Here is a 15,649-nt window from a genome sequence, read left to right on the forward strand (position 1 = left end):
GCGTTTGAGCCTGACCTTGAACTCGACCGATTGAATTTCCCCGGGTTTTGGGAGAACGAGCGGGTGTACCAATCTCTGAAATAATTGTTTGAAAATCGCGTTGCACTACACTTGGAGTCACAATTTTATCATTGTGAGGTTTTAAATAACGCTCCCACGGTCTGGGTAAGTGTGTTGCTAAATCTTTTGCCGCCCAAAGTTGTGCGTAAGCAAGCATTACTAAACGTATCCAATTTTCCTCATGTTCAACATCTGGAGTTTGAAACTCCGTCATCAACAAACGCTGCTTGCTAAATCGCAGCATGTGTTCAATATCAAACCTTTGCCTATAGCAATGGTTTGCAACCGCAGGTGAGATTTCTCCACGTTGCTCAGTATCTTCGATAGAAGATGATATAGACCTGAAGGGTTCAGCCCAATCCTCTGAACTAGGAAATAAGGCATCAACGAGGTCTGACCCTCGAAGAGTTTTCAAATAAGCAAGCTTTGTTTCCAATTCGTTAAGACGATTTATAAAGTATTCACTTCTAGATATTTTGAAGGTACCTGATAATAATTGTGCTTGCGCTTCTTTTAAAGAAATACTATTTTCTTCACAATAACTCCGAAATTTATTCCATGTATTTTTTATAAGAGAATTATTTCCAAACCCACACCAACAACGTAAAGCTACGTAATCTTCTGGGTTCGTTAATAATGTAAGTAATGTAAAAGCTTGTTGAGCTTGACATTCCAAAAGATTCTTAGGATTACCATCTAATTCCTCCTCTAAAAAAAAGCTATATGCTTGGATGTTAATACTGTTGAGTGCATCTCGTATTGCATATCCGAACTTTCGTCTTGGGGCTAAGACTAAAATACGTCCTGGTTTTACATCTCCGCTTGTAACTCTTGTATTAATAAAACGTGCGATTCCTTCTGCTTCTTGCTCGATACTTTTCCATTGAACTACGTAGACTTCACCTGTAATACTGTTATTCACAGGTATAATTTTCCGAGGACTTCGATTTTTATTGTGTGAAATAAGATGATTAGCCATGTCAATAACAATCCTGGGGCAACGATGGCAATCTTGAAGACGTTCATCTTGAATATCGGAATGACGGTTTCCAAAGGTTTTAATTCCTTCTGGATAAGCATATTTAAATGAATATATTGACTGGTCTTCATCACCTATTATCATCAAAGTTCCAGCTTCGGCTAATAGTTCTATAAGAACCTGTTCAGCATGATTCAAATCTTGATATTCATCAACTAGAATATGGTCAAAGGCTTTGCGGTCATCAGAAGCTGGATTTTCACGTAAATAACGTAATGTTTCAGGTACTACTTCGCCAATTAACATTGCTTTGTGGAAGTGTAGCCAAGCTTTTAATACTTGATTAAACTCATGATCAATAGGTTCAGCAGGCCAACCAGGGTCTTCAGTGTAAAGTCTTGCCCAAGCTGCATTAAATGCTTGTAGACGTTTTTTACATTTACTTACTGTATCAAAGTTTTTACTTTTTAGGTCTTCTATAAGGAACCTATCTTCAAAGTTTAAAATAGTTCTTAGTACTCGACCTGTAAGTTGTAAAACTATAGATTTAGACAGTAAACTAAAACAAAATCCATGAATAGTACCAGCGTATACAGCATCAGCACCTTGGAGACCTAATATAGAAATTTCTTTTCTTAAGTCGCTAGCAGCAGTGCGCGTGAAGGTGCAAACAAGTATGCGACTTGGAGAGATCCCATTTTGAATAAGTTTCCCAACACGACGTATTAATGAAAAAGTTTTGCCCGTGCCGGGGCCAGCAAGTACTCTAAGGTGGGAGTGGTTATTTTCAATAATATTTTGAAATAAATCAGATTCTTTAGATTCTATAGAATCTTGAATAATAGGATTTATTTTTTGAGGCTCTAAAGGTATAACAACAGATTCTTGAAAATGTAATAATGGAGGTTTTAACTGCTGTTCGATCTTTTCTATAGTTTCAGTAAGTATGGCTAGTTGATTTTCTTCTTCTTGAAGTTCATGTTTCAATTGAAATTTTATTGTTACACCCGTTTCAATAGCTAATTGTTTTCGTATTTTGGTTATTTTATCATGGGAAATATCCCAAGTTTCTTCTAGTGCTTTTTTTTGTCTTTGTAATCGTCTATGTTGGTCTTCCGTTAACATATTTTATTTTTTCAAAAAATATATAGACAATAATATTTACATTAAATTAACATTAAATTCTTAAAGTGCCAATATAAATATCAATAGTTCAGACAGTAAATTTAAGTGAAATTACGAAACAACAAGGAAAAATAGAGCATGACAGACGCAACTTTTACCAACGGTTATGCATTACTCATTGGCATAGGTGCAGATTTACCTGTCACTGTCAAAGATGCAACTGCGATACGAGATGTACTAATTAACCATGAGTGCGCCGCCTATCCAACAAGACAGGTCACACTGCTTACCGAAGCCTCAGCAACTCGGCAAAATATTCTTGCAGCTTTTGAGCAAATTATCACCCAGGTAAATCAAAATCCTGATGCAACTGTCGTTATTTACTACTCTGGTCATGGTGGACGCATCAAGCACACCAATGAATATTTCTTGATTCCCTATGGCTACAACCCCAGCCAACGTAAGGACACCGCTATCTCAGGTTTAGAATTTACACAAAAAATAGAGGTAATTACCGCACGAAAGCTGGTAGTTTTATTAGATTGCTGTCATGCTGGCGGCGTTCCAGCTTTGAAGGAGCCTGGGGAAACCTTTGTCAAATCACCTGTACCACCTGAATTGTTAAACGTACTCGACACGGGAAGCGGTCGGGTAGTGGTTGCTTCTTCACGGGAAGATGAATTTTCCTACACAGGTCAACCTTATAGTACTTTTACCGATTGCTTGTTGGAAGCTTTGCAAGGTAAAGCTTCTGTGAATAAAGATGGTTATGCTCGTATTTTGGATGTTTTAGTTTACTTGTTTGATCAGGTACCTAAAAGGGCTGCGGGCCCGCAGCACCCGTTTGTAAATAAGGTGCTTGATTTAGGCGATAATTTTCCCCTTTGCTACTACGCTGCTGGAAGTAAATTTTTATCTGGTGAAACTGCAACTATTGAAACCAGTCCAATTTCTACTGGCTTAACTGCTGGGCAAAAACAACGATTAAAACAGAAACTACATACATTCCAGGCAGAATGGGATATTCGCAGCCAGAAAATTGAGCGGATGCGGGCAGATTTGGCTATTGAGGCTGGTACAGCAGTAAAGTTTCAATTAGAACAGCAACTGCTTGATGAAGAGGCAAAGCTAGCACATCTTACCAATGAACTGGAACAGATTGAGTCTATATTGCAAGCATGATACTTATTATACTCTGAGCGTTGCACACTAAGTGAATGGGGTATTGCAACGATTCATAAAACCGAATGCGGAATCATAAGACTTTCGGCTTTCTTTTTAGATTGTGATTAACTTCTGTTTTAGGCAAAGTAAAAATCTTTCGGTTAACCTTCCCAGTTCTAAGCTGATCCCTGACATATTCTCGGCAGGCGTTACAGGGGCATTAGTGACAATCGAGCAAAAACTAGGTTAATGTGATATTCTAGCTTTCAAAAATCTTGTTTCTGCTTTTCTATAATCTTCCTTCACTAGATGCCAGAATCATCTAAACTAGCAACTGTTATAGCTGTAGCCTGCTTGAGTGGCGGTTCTGGGAAAACCACTACAGTCCTGAATCTAGCCATAATGTTGTCTCAAAAAGGCAAAACCTTGGCAGTGGACTTTGACCCACAAGGAAACCTGAGTCAGTGGCTTGGGATTACTGACTTATCAGAGTCCGCGACTATTGCAGAAACCATTCTGCCTGATACGGAACGGATGCAAGTAAAAGAAATTATTCAGTATCCAAGCAACGAAGACCGTGAGGGACGCTTACTCGTAGCGCCCAGTGACTACAGTTTGTCTAGGGCATCTGATGCCATTGCAATGGAACCAGGGCGAGAACGCTTTTTGAAACGGGCGTTAAAACCAGTTGTTAGTGAGTATGACTTCATTATCATTGACTCTCCTCCCTCTAAAGGTATTCTTACATACAACGCTATACTGGCCTCGGATTTGTTGGTTATTCCCACAGAATGTACTCCCAAAGGAGTTACGGGGGCAGTCAGTACTTTTGTCCTTGTTCAGGAATTGGCAGAACTGGACTTTCAAGTTCCCGCAATTCTAGGAATTGTGCCAACAAGGGATGCTTGGGCTGGGGCCAATCAAACCCGAATGTCTAAAGCTGCCATAACAGCTCTATTGGAAGCACTTCCAAATATCCATATTTTTAGTTCTGTTCGTCAAAGTACCGTAGTTCAGCAAACTAATCATGCTGGTTGGTCATTATTGGAAGCTGGAGAAAAGTCCTTGGCGCAGCCTTACATAGAAGTTGTCGATGCAATCGTCAGAAGTAAATAAGTTATGCCTATACCCAAGAAAAAATTACCTACTGGCCCTATACGGATTGAACCATCTGTAGCTAAACGGGCTGAAGTATCAACCCTGCAAGCGGCTGATTTCCAGTCCCATGCAGAACAAGAAGATAGTAAAGCAGAAAATAGAAAACAAGATTCTAGTTTAGTTGAATCTAGTAAAGAAGAAACACCTCAACCAGAGTCCACCGCAACTGAAACTAGAAAACAAGATTCTGGTAATCAAGATTCTCTTAAAATAGAAGATAGTAAAGCAAAAACTAGAAAACAAGATTCTAGTTTAGTTGAATCTACTAAAGAAGAAACATCTCAACCAGAGTCCACCGCAACTGAAACCAGAAAACAAGATTCTCTTAAAATAGAAGATAGTAAAGCAGAAACTAGAAAACAAGATTCTAGTTTAGTTGAATCTACTAAGGAAGAAACATCTCAACTAGAGTCCGCTACAACTGAAACTAGAAAACAAGATTCTGGTAATCAAGATTCTCAAAAGCTCTCAGATACCACACTAAATGCCATGAAAAAAGAAAGTACTGTGCAAAAACCAGTAATTACAGATGATAGTGAGTCGTCTGCCGTTATCTCTCCTGACTCTGTTCAATCTGGTAATGCAGAATCTGGTTTACAAGATTCTGACTTACCAGAATCTGGTTTAACAGAAACAGAACACAAGAAAGTTGCCATGAGACTTTCATCTGAGGCGGTGGATAAATTGCAGAAATTTCGCGCTAATACAGGGGTTCCCTACGAAATTTTAGTGGAGGTGATGATCCGTAATTGGGAGAACTTGCCACAACGGACACAATCGAGTTACTTGCAGCAAGCAAAGCAACTAAGGGTAAATAGACTAATGGCAGGGCAAGAGAAAACACTCAAGACTATGAAAGCCAAATATTTGCAGCCATAAACCCACTCTTTCTTCTTTACTTTCATTATCAATTACCAAAAATATTTCTGGATTATGGTTCAAACAATACAGGCTAAAGAAATTACCCTACTTGATTTAGAGACAAGATTTGGACTCGAATTAGTTGAGGATGAGCAATTTTTTAGAGAGTGGCAAGATAACTTACCAGAAATTACCAACTCCCAAAAACAACAGCTCGACCGAGTTAAGGCAAGTTATGCCAATTTGCTCAAGTACCCTCCCCTGCTGGAAAACACCGTCAAGATGGTGGTGCTGTCTCCTTTGTTGGATTTAGCAGACTTTTATCTATCCCCGTTTCATGTCAAATCTGAAAAATCTGTAGAAGTTTCGGCTGAAGATGAAGGCGTAAGGGTCAAAGGGCAGATTGATATCTTAGTTTTGTTTGAACAGCTAGTAGTAGTAGTTATAGAGTCTAAACAAGCAGCTTTTTCCGTGGAGGTGGGCAAACCACAGCTGCTAGCTTATATGCTGGCAATCTCTAACTCAGATAAACCGGTATACGGACTAATCTCCAATGGCAGTAGTTTTATTTTTGTTAAATTGATAAAACAAGAAACACCAAAATATGTATTGTCTCGCTTGTTCTACATTTTCAATCCAGGGAATGAATTATATACGGTTTTGAGTGTGTTGAAGCGTCTGGGGCAATTGGCGAGAAATGGCGGTTAGGAGAGTGGGTAAACGGGTTGGGTGATGTTTGAGAAAAGTTGAAATTGCGTTCAAGCAAGCAGTCATCCAACCAACAAACTGTTAGCCGTAGCAAGCTTTACACACCAAATGAGTGTAGAGAAATGTGCTTCTCGCAATCTGTAACGGCTGGAAGTTGTGTAAAAAGCCACTTTTGAGAGAGGATTTATTTTAAAGCTCCTACTTTACAGCCCGTGAACACCCGCGCGATCGCATCCAATTTTAATCCAGAGTCGCTGGCGTTAACCGAACCAGTTCCGCTAACTATGCACCCAGCTGAAGTTTATATCAACAGTCTAGGGGAGGGTTCAAGGCGGACGATGCGAGAGGCGTTGAATGCAATCGCCCAACTGCTAACCAGTGGTACTTGTGATGCAAGCACTTTGAACTGGTCAAAGTTGCGTTACCAGCACACTGCTGCGGTACGGTCGGTGCTGATGGAAAAATACAGTCCAGCGATGGCGAATAAAATGTTGTGTGCGTTGCGGCGGACACTTAAGGAAGCATGGCGGTTGGGGTTAATGTCCACGGATGAGTATGGACGAGCAGCTGATATTGAGTCTGTGCGGGGCCAGAGTTTATTGAAGGGGCGCGAACTTGATACCGAAGAAATTGCTGCGCTATGGTCAGATTGTATTCAAGATGACTCAACATTGGGTCGGAGAGATGCAGCACTGCTGGCAGTTTTGACGGTAGGGTTGCGTCGCAGTGAGGTAACTTACCTTGATTTGAGCGATTTGAAGCCGCGCACTCGGTCATTAACAATACGTGAAGCTAAGGGGCGAAAGGAAAGAATTGTCTACTTACCTGAAGCTGGTGTGCAAGCTGTTACTGATTGGTTACTGATTCGGGGTAAAGCATCAGGGCCGCTTTTTTATCCTTTAAATAAGGCACAGAAAATCATACCGAGACGGATGAGTGAGCAGGGGGTGTTACGAGCATTGCAACGGCGAGGGGAAAAAGCTGAGGTGGACGCTTTTACACCCCATGATTTTAGAAGAACTTTTATCGGTAATCTATTAGATGCGGGTGCAGATATCGTCACGATAGCGAAACTTGCAGGTCATGCGTCGCCAAGTACGACAAGTAAATATGATCGGCGTGGGGAAGCTGCGAAGAAACGGGCGATTGATTTGCTGAATGTGCCTTATAGTAGGCGGAAAAATTGAAATGAAATTGGGTAAACAAGCATATGGGTATAAAATTGCTCAGAAAGCTCTCAATTATTCCCTTGCTGAACTAATCGGTTAAATTTAGCTCTTTAGGGAATTCGCCAACGGTGTCTGTATCTCGGCTCAATACCAATTACGCATTATAGCCTTTTTTACTCTTCTGTTTTGTTTAAGTCCCGCTAGTTGTCAACAGAGGCTTTGAGAGTAATATCCACCATTGAAATCACGGATTAAATGGAATTGGAAGTTGAAGAATAGGTAGGGCGAGTTACGATTCGCCTGTACAGGCAAATATCAGTATTTAACTTTCATTCCTTAGTACTAGTTTAAAGTTTGCCTCCATAAAGATAAACCTAGCCAAATTGTGAATGCTCCTATGCCAATCATAGGTAGAAAATGCTGTATCTCATTGCCAGGATGCCTTGTAAGCATAGGTAGTAAATAATTTAAAATTAAAAATCCGTATGGAATTAACAAGAAAGCAATCAGTCGCTTTACAAGAAACAGACTGGAATTTTGTACACCCCACAACAACGTACTTATCCAGATCATGAAGACACCTAAAAAGCTTAACCAAAACGCTTTATAAAACTCATCTACTGTCTGATGCACTACATATGATGAATTTTCATGCGAGTAAAATACTCTTGTGTCTATTCCGTTTATGAACGCAAGGAATACATACATTAGAATTAGAAATCCACTAATAGTTAATAGGAAAGCACTTGTTTGTATTACATAAAGCAAGCTGCGATTCAGTAATTCTGAAAACCTTAGCTTAGAACTTGAGACTTGAGGTTGTGTTGAATTATCTGGTGCTTGGGATGGTCTTTCTACACGATATTGAGGTTGTACTGAAGGTGGAGATGTTCCTGATTGTTGAAAAGGAGATTTAAAGATTCGATTCAAGTATTTTGGCTGACGCGGTATTATTCGATCCTCAATAGGAGAAATATCTTCATCCCTTAATCCCAAAACTTCTTGAAACTGCCTTATTTCTTCCTGAGTTTCTCTACTGAGGGATCGATCTCGTCGAATAATATTTGTCAGAACTTGTTCATACTGCTGCAATCTCTTTCGATATTCCTGATAAGGTTTCAACACTTCTGATTCAATTGCTGTTGCTTCTTGAGGGGATAAACCCAGATTGTCCTGCAAGGCATCTAGTATGTGACGACCAATCTCAGAGATCTCGCTGCGAGTATAAAACCGTTCGACTTCCTTACGATATCTAAGTTTAGGATCTCCTACAGGAGCTTGTGCTAAGCGAATTTTGAACCCTTCTTCCACAGCGAAAATCTTAGGTTTCATGGCAGGAGCAGTTTCCTGAACTTTCTTTTGAGCATAAGCATGTAGCTCATCAATTGAGATAAAGCCATCATTGTCAGTATCGGCAGCTCCAGTTTCAATACCCTCTACGATATAGCGAGTGTAAACGGATAAATCTGAGCCTTGTTGTTCAAAAGAATATTGAGTGGAAGTGGAAGAGGTTAAAACTGCTCGTCCTTCTCCGCCTAATTGGTTTTGAACATCTACTATACCATTATCTTTTGCAGTCATGCCTTCTGCAAATGCTCCGCTAAAGCAGCAATCAAGCATTACTACTTGACGTTTGCAACGGGAGTTACTCATAATGTCTTGCACAAAGCTGGCAGGAACAGCAGTAGCTTTCATCAAATCGCCTGATGGGTCTTTACGGGTGAGACGAGTTGCAAAGTAAAGCCTACCTCGGTCATCTTTGACCCCATGACCAGAAAAAAATAGCAATGCCAAATCATCCTTGGCACGATTATGAAATAAAGCTTCAATCGCTTCCTGCATCGCCATTGGCTCAGGGTTAGTCAGCGTTTTTACCTGGTCAAAGCCACCTATTTTTGGATGATGCAATACTCGTTGCATTGCATCAATATCTTTGACAGCCCCTGGCAAAGGATTTAGCCCTACTTCATACTCGCTGACCCCAATCAGCAATGCCAACTTCGCCATGTTTGCCTCTTCTTAAATAGATTTCAATCTATACTTAATTCTATTTTTAAGTAAAATAATGCAGATTAAGCGTATATATATTTATAAGTAAAATCTCAAATTTATATTCATAGACCATAGAATTTGCTTATGTGTCTCTAAGGCTTAAGTTTTAAGATAAGTTTATTGTTTATAAATAACCCAACCTCTAGAAATCAAGAACTTATTTGATCTAGAGCCAAGGCTTAGAATCTCATGCCTTGCTGATTTAGGACATTCTGAATATGCCTGCCCAATACAAAGAGCATTCCATCCTTGAAAAGTTGTTGCACTGCCTGATTTTACAGGTTCAAATGAATCATCTACTTTTTTATTTTTTTTAAACAAATTATTTAAAGAATTAGTTTGTTGAACAGTAAGTTCCTTCCCTGCATAATAAAAAATAGACATTTGCTTATCGGGGAATTTAGTTACTTGCTCTACAATTTGTGAAGTTTTTTCATCACTTGGTTCAATAGAAGAATTTTCACTACTTAATGGCACTGCTTCATCTGAAGAATTATTTACAACTAAAGAATCAAAGCTTACAATATAGCCTATTAATAAAGCAAGAATGCCACAACTAGCACTTACAGCAATAATTACTCCTTTAGGTATACGTTTAGATATATATTTATCAAATTCTTCTAAATTTACATTATTTATTTCATGCGGTTTCAAAAAAGTTTCATCTTTTTCCTTTTGATTTATAGGAAACTGAGAAGTTTTCAAAGATAAATTTGGTTCCACTAATTTAACTGATTTATGTACTAATTCTTGTGGTGATACCTGATTTCCTTGTTTGGTTTGACTTTCTGAAGACAAAACTTCTATAATCGCCTCACTCTTTTCAACTATTTTCGCTTCAATCTGTGCTACTTCCTGAGCAGGAAGCTCTAAAATATCCTGAAAACGTTGAAGTTCTTCACGAGTAGCATCACTGAGAGGATATTCAAACTGAATCGACTCTCTAAAAACCTGTTCATACTGCTGAAGCTTTTGTCGATGTTCCTCTAGAGCAGCAACAATTGAATTTTCAATTGCAGTCACATCCTCAGCAGTCAGATTTAACGCTTGATGACGTTGGGTTAGTTGAGAGCGTTTGAAAGCACTGAGCGGATATTCTTGCTGAACAGCTTCTGTAAATTCCTGCTCATACTGCCGGAGGTTTGCTTGATACGTTTCAATCTCCGCATTAATCCGGCTCTCGATCACCCTCACATCTCCGTCACTCAACCCCAACGTCTGCCACGTCTGTTGCAACTGCTTCCGTGTCACCTCATCTGGATAATGCTTGCGCTGGGTCGCTTTCACAAATGCCTGCTCGTATTGCTGAAGCTTTTGATGATAGCTTTCAATCTGCGTTGTGATTTGCGCTTCGATTGGCGCAACATCTACATCAGTCAGTCCCAAGCGCTGCTGCTGTTGGCGTAAGTTATTTCGGGTTGCCTCGCTGAGGGGATATTCCTGCTGCGTGGCACTAAAAAACAGCCGTTCGTAGTTCTGGAGTTTCTGGTGATATACTTCTACCTCAGCCGTAATCTGCGATTCAATCGCGGCAACATCTCCATTCGTAAGCTCTAATTGTTGCTGGGTTTGCCGTAAGCGATCGCGGCTTGCCGTACTCAGCGGATACTCCTGCCGTAGTGCCGCCGTAAACGCTTGCTCATAGGTTTGTAGGTTTTGCTGATGTGTTTTTAACTGTGCAGTTACCTGTGCCTCAATCGGCATCGTGTCCTCATTCCGCAACCCTAAAATTTGCTGGAGATTTTGTAAATCAGAGCGATCAGCATCTGTAATTGTCTCGTCCCGCTCTAATAGCTCAGTGAAGACCTGCTCATACTGCTGGAGTTTTTCACGGAACTCCTTGCGGTAAGGTTCTAACACCTCATCTTCAATTGCCTTCGTCTCAGTTGTCTCCAATCCCAAGCGAGTCCTCAGTACATCTAATGTCCGACGACCAACAAAGGAAATTTCACCTCGATGAATAAATCGCGCTACCTCCTTACGGTATCGCTGTCTTGGATCACCTGGAGCCACCTTTGCTAATCGAATCTTAAAGCCTTCTCGAATTGCATAGATTTCCGGCTTCATGGCAGGCTGAAGTTCTCGCACCTTCAGACTGGCGTATTCATGGAGTTCATCGATGGAGATAAACTCATCCTGATCGCGATCAGCTTCTCCCGACTTGATACCTTCAATCAAAAAACGAGTGTAAATCGATAAATCTTGCCCTTGTTCTTCAAAGGAATATTGAGTCGAAGTAGAAGAAGTCAATACGGCTCGTCCTTCACCCCCCAACTGCTCCCTGATATCAATTATGCCGTCATCTTTGGCAGACATTCCCTCGGCAAACGCGCCACTAAAGCAACTATCTAGGATCACCACCTGCCGACGGGAGCGGCTAAAACTCATACACTGTTGGATAAAGCGCGCTGCAACAGCAGTAGAACGAACTAATTCACCTTTGCTATTTTTGCGTGTTTTGCGCGTTGCCAAGTAAAGCTGTCCTAAATCATCCTTGATGCCATGCCCTGAAAAGTAAAACAACACCAAGTCATCCTTTGACTGATAGGTAAATAGACGCTCGATCGCTTCTTCTACATCTTGTCGCTCAGGATTTTTTAGCAGGGTAATATCTGACGCAGCAAATCCACCCATGTCTGTATGCAGAAGCACCTCTCGCAGCGCTTCTACATCCTTAACTGCTCCAGGAAGAGGATTCAACCCTGGCTCATACTCACTGACCCCAATCAGCAACGCTACCTTCGCCACTTCTACCTACCTATAGTGCTACAAAATCTTGAGCTGCTTTAATGGCAGCTTCGAGTTCTTCCCGGCTGTGGGCTTTCACGGTCAGTTTTTTGCCGTTAGCTTCTACCGATAGTTCAATCGGCTTACCGCCAAGGCGATCACCCAAAAACCCTATGAACTTCTTAGCATTGGCTGTATTCACCTCAGCCATCAACAAGCCAACCAGTAAACCACCTAATGACTTATTGTCAGCTGGTGGGTTGGGGTCAAGGACGCGATTAACTGACTCTACCTCTTCCATCTGCTTAAGTTCAGCAATCAGCCGTTGAACCTGCTCGTCTTGTTCTTCTGGCTCTAAATCGGGGTCATTAAAGTGAATCGTCAGTTTAATGCTGGAACTAACAGTCATGTTTGCTTGTGTAAGATTGAGTCTCAATTTCTATGTACTTAATTGTCGCATCTGTATTCAATTCTTACTAGCATTCTCGATTAACAAAACAAGCTTTTGTATAAATCTTCACAAAAGCTTAATCAGGCAGATACATCAATAGTAGCCAACAGCGTTGCACGGTAGCGCCTAAGATAACTAGTCGCTAGTAATGAATTTCTAATAACTAATCCTTATTCCACTTATTTAGGATTAGGTTGACGGCTACAAATTACTAGGGCAATGGAGAGAGGGTCAAGTTGCTTTTAGCGTCTAAACTTGAACTGCTCCCCCTGATCATCTGACTGTTGAGAGTTGATTCCCAATCTTTTCATAATAGATGGTTTGTCATCTCTAATCAGTTGCCTAACGACGTTCATTTTCTGCTCAAAAGTCAAAGCTAAAGCATCAGTTGTAATACTCGTAAATAACTCGCTAACTTTTGCTCCTGTTACCTTTTCACCTTTTACATATTTTCCTACTTCCATAACTACTTCTGCCAATCTTTCAATATCTAAACACTGAATCGTTTGTTTGAGATGCGACTTTAATTCTGTTAGTAATGTTTCAGCTAATGCCGATTCGGATACAGATTGCTCAACATGATTCGAGGTTAGTAAAATAGCTCGATTCTCTCTAATGGATTGTAAGTCATTAGCAAGTACTGTATCCAGGTCATTGAATGTACTTCTAGCTGTAATAAGTTGTTCTTTGTATTGAGAAAGTTGTTTTGTTACCTCTAATATAGTTTCAGTTAAAGCCGATTCAATGGTAGATTGTTCAACATAGTTAAAGATTGATGAAATAACCCGATTCTCTCTAATAGATTGCAAGTCATTAGCAAGGGCTGCATCTAGGTCATTGAATGTACTTCTAGCTGTAATAAGTTGTTCTTTGTATTGAGAAAGTTGTTGTGTTACTTCTAATACAGTTTCAGCTAAAGCCGATTCAATAACAGATTGCTCAACATAGTCAGAGATTGATGAAATAACCCGATTCTCTCTAATGGATTGCAAGTCATTAGCAAGTACTGTGTCCAGGTCATTGAATGTAGTTTTATCAATAAATAGTTCCTCTTTGTATTGAGAAAGTTGTTCTGTTAATTCTAATACTGTTTCAGTTAAAGCAGACTCGATAGTTGATTGCTCAATATAATCAAAGATTGATAAAATAGCTCTCTTCTCTGCATGAGATTGTAACTCAGCCGTCAATGCTGTTTCAAAGTCATTGAATGTAGTTTTCGCTTCAAGTAGCTGCTGATGATATTGAGAAACTTGCTGTGTTAATCCTAATACTGCTTGGCTTAAAGCAGGCTCGATAGCTGATTGCTCAATATAATCAAAGATTGATAAAATAGCTTTCTTCTCTGCATGGGATTGCAACTCAGTCGTTAACCCTGTTTCAAAGTCATTGAATGCAGTTTTAGCTCGAAGGAGTTGCTGCCGATATTGAGACAGTTGTTCTGTTAGTTGTGGCAACGTTTCAGCCAAGGCATCGTCAACTACTGACTGTTCAATAAAGTCAGAGATTGCATCCACTGTTCTTTGTGATGACAGTCGTTGCTCATCTTGAACAATCGCGGTTTCCAGGTCGTCAAATGTAGTTTTATTATTAGCTAGCTGCTGCTGATACGCGGACAGTTGTTCTGTTAATTGTGGCAACGTTTCAGCCAAGGCATCATCAACTACTGACTGTTCAATAAAGTCAGCGATTGTATTTATGAATCTTTGGCTCTCCACTGCTTGCTCTTTAGGATTTTTCAACAGATGCTCAATATGCTCGTCATCCCGTTGGGGCTGGTAGTCAATCCCCTTATGTTTTTGTAAACCTGGGAATGTGTAGGCAGGCCCCAAAGATGTGCCGCTAAATTTCTGGTCATTCCACGAGTACGAAATGCCCTTACTTTTACCGTTGCGCGTTAATCCGTGACGAACTTCTACACCTTGTAATTGCAACCGCTCAACCAGTTGGGGCATAGTTAGTTTGTCTATTGTGGTACGGTCGATTAATTCCTGGAGTTGTTGCTTAATGGGGCGCTCTTGTGGTGTAAGGCGCTCACCGTTGATATATTCTTTGTGTTCTCTTTCTAGACGTTTTTGTTGCCCAATACTGGGATTCCGCAATAATTTCTCATGGCTGCTCTGGGTTTGTTGTAAGCCGTAATCTCGTTCTAGCTGCCGGATAATGGTTTCGCTACGCTTGTAATCCCAGCTATCATGTACAATCTTCCCGTTATCTAACCGAATGCGGCTGGCGCAAATATGTATGTGGTCGTGTTCGGTATTGCTGTGTCTGTAGACTACGTACTGGTTACTGTCAAAGCCCATCTCTTCGAGATAGCGGTTAGCAAGTTCATTCCAGGTTGGTTCGTCTAGTCGCTCGTTTTCTGGTAGTGATAATGATGCGTGGTACACTACTCGGTCAGCTTCTAGGTTTAGTTGTCGGGAAATTTTGAATTCTCTGGCCAGGGCACGGGCGTTATTGCCGCCCATGTTGCCACCAATGAGTTTGGCATCTTTCTGAGACTCCAAATAATTCAGCAGTCCGCGAAACCCTCGCCCTTTAGTCTGGTTGCCAATCATCTGTTTCCTCGTCCGATTCTTCGATGAAGGTATTGGCTATTTCCTGTTGGCAGTGTCGTAGCAGTTCTAGTAACTCTTGTAGAAGTTCTGGCGATGCTGGCGGTGGCAACTGCATTTTAATAGCGGTATTGGTGGCTTTAGCCAGTTGGTTGATGTTGTTGCCGATGCGCGACAGTTCCAGGTATGTATCAAGAGTAACTCTGCCCAATCGCGGCGGTGGTGGTGGGATTGGTCGCAGTAATATACAACGTCTTGTTAATTCTGCCAAACTCATGCTCGTATCTTCCGCTTTGGAGCGAATCATCTCGTATTCAATTGGACTAAATCGCACTTGCAACATTTTAGTGCGGACAAGTGATTGAGAAGAAGCTTTAGACATAAGTCAAACAAGAGTTAGTGCAGTTTTTGAGGGGGTTTCCAAAGTGGGGATACTTCCCCCTTTGGCAAGCCTGCCGAGTCGAGCGCAGCGACGACACCCCGCAGGGGTAGGCATGGCTTGCTCTTCACCAGGGTTTCGGGGAGGCAGAAAGACTAGGGTAACTACCCACATGGGGACAAAGTGCGTAATCTTTGGCTACCACCACGATGATATTACTAACGAATTAATGTAAATTACAGTATGGCTAATTATTGGTGA

Annotated in this window: 11 protein-coding genes and 2 pseudogenes; 6 read left to right on the top strand and 7 right to left on the bottom strand. The window is 40.8% G+C overall.

Annotation, left to right across the window (positions count from 1 at the left end):
- Together H6G97_RS55480 and H6G97_RS26635 are read right to left on the bottom strand one after the other, a co-directional pair.
- Positions 1–334: pseudogene (locus H6G97_RS55480) on the bottom strand (NF041680 family putative transposase); the annotation flags it as partial.
- 828 nt (positions 335–1,162) lie between these two features.
- A pseudogene (locus H6G97_RS26635) lies at positions 1,163–2,164 on the bottom strand (UvrD-helicase domain-containing protein); the annotation flags it as partial.
- A gap of 138 nt (positions 2,165–2,302) precedes the next feature.
- Between H6G97_RS26635 and H6G97_RS26640 the strand changes: the two are divergent.
- From H6G97_RS26640 to H6G97_RS26660, 5 genes are all read left to right on the top strand, one after another.
- On the top strand, positions 2,303–3,346 hold the full coding sequence (locus H6G97_RS26640) for a caspase family protein (protein ID WP_190943598.1): 1,044 nt from the start codon (positions 2,303–2,305) through the stop codon (positions 3,344–3,346).
- A 291-nt stretch (positions 3,347–3,637) separates the two neighbouring features.
- The gene (locus H6G97_RS26645; RefSeq protein WP_190943599.1) at positions 3,638–4,444 is read left to right on the top strand and encodes a ParA family protein; all 807 of its coding nucleotides are present in this window, start codon (positions 3,638–3,640) and stop codon (positions 4,442–4,444) included.
- Positions 4,445–4,447: 3 nt separating this feature from the next.
- Positions 4,448–5,365 (top strand): hypothetical protein, encoded by a 918-nt coding sequence (locus H6G97_RS26650; protein ID WP_190943600.1) that lies wholly within the window; start codon positions 4,448–4,450, stop codon positions 5,363–5,365.
- 54 nt (positions 5,366–5,419) lie between these two features.
- Positions 5,420–6,055 (top strand): restriction endonuclease subunit R, encoded by a 636-nt coding sequence (locus H6G97_RS26655; protein ID WP_190943601.1) that lies wholly within the window; start codon positions 5,420–5,422, stop codon positions 6,053–6,055.
- Positions 6,056–6,267: 212 nt separating this feature from the next.
- A complete protein-coding gene (locus tag H6G97_RS26660) occupies positions 6,268–7,242 on the top strand; it encodes a tyrosine-type recombinase/integrase (RefSeq protein WP_190943602.1) in 975 nt (324 codons plus the stop codon).
- A gap of 324 nt (positions 7,243–7,566) precedes the next feature.
- Here H6G97_RS26660 and H6G97_RS26665 read toward each other — a convergent pair whose 3' ends face one another.
- From H6G97_RS26665 to H6G97_RS26685, 5 genes are all read right to left on the bottom strand, one after another.
- On the bottom strand, positions 7,567–9,231 hold the full coding sequence (locus H6G97_RS26665; protein ID WP_190943603.1) for a caspase family protein: 1,665 nt from the start codon (positions 9,229–9,231) through the stop codon (positions 7,567–7,569).
- A 162-nt stretch (positions 9,232–9,393) separates the two neighbouring features.
- Complete coding sequence (locus tag H6G97_RS52935) at positions 9,394–12,024, bottom strand: caspase, EACC1-associated type (protein ID WP_338421850.1); 2,631 nt, start codon at positions 12,022–12,024, stop codon at positions 9,394–9,396.
- Positions 12,025–12,034: 10 nt separating this feature from the next.
- A complete protein-coding gene (locus tag H6G97_RS26675; protein ID WP_190943604.1) occupies positions 12,035–12,412 on the bottom strand; it encodes a hypothetical protein in 378 nt (125 codons plus the stop codon).
- 284 nt (positions 12,413–12,696) lie between these two features.
- On the bottom strand, positions 12,697–15,012 hold the full coding sequence (locus H6G97_RS26680; RefSeq protein ID WP_190943605.1) for a relaxase/mobilization nuclease domain-containing protein: 2,316 nt from the start codon (positions 15,010–15,012) through the stop codon (positions 12,697–12,699).
- Positions 14,993–15,391: a plasmid mobilization protein gene (locus tag H6G97_RS26685; protein WP_242055248.1), complete on the bottom strand. Its 399-nt coding sequence runs from the start codon at positions 15,389–15,391 to the stop codon at positions 14,993–14,995. Before H6G97_RS26685 ends, H6G97_RS26680 begins: the two co-directional genes overlap by 20 nt.
- A gap of 43 nt (positions 15,392–15,434) precedes the next feature.
- Here H6G97_RS26685 and H6G97_RS26690 point away from each other — a divergent pair, with 43 nt between their 5' ends.
- Positions 15,435–15,623 (top strand): hypothetical protein, encoded by a 189-nt coding sequence (locus tag H6G97_RS26690; protein ID WP_190943606.1) that lies wholly within the window; start codon positions 15,435–15,437, stop codon positions 15,621–15,623.
- Positions 15,624–15,649: the final 26 nt, after the last annotated feature.

Source organism: Nostoc flagelliforme FACHB-838 (assembly GCF_014698065.1).
Classification (GTDB): domain Bacteria; phylum Cyanobacteriota; class Cyanobacteriia; order Cyanobacteriales; family Nostocaceae; genus Nostoc; species Nostoc flagelliforme_B.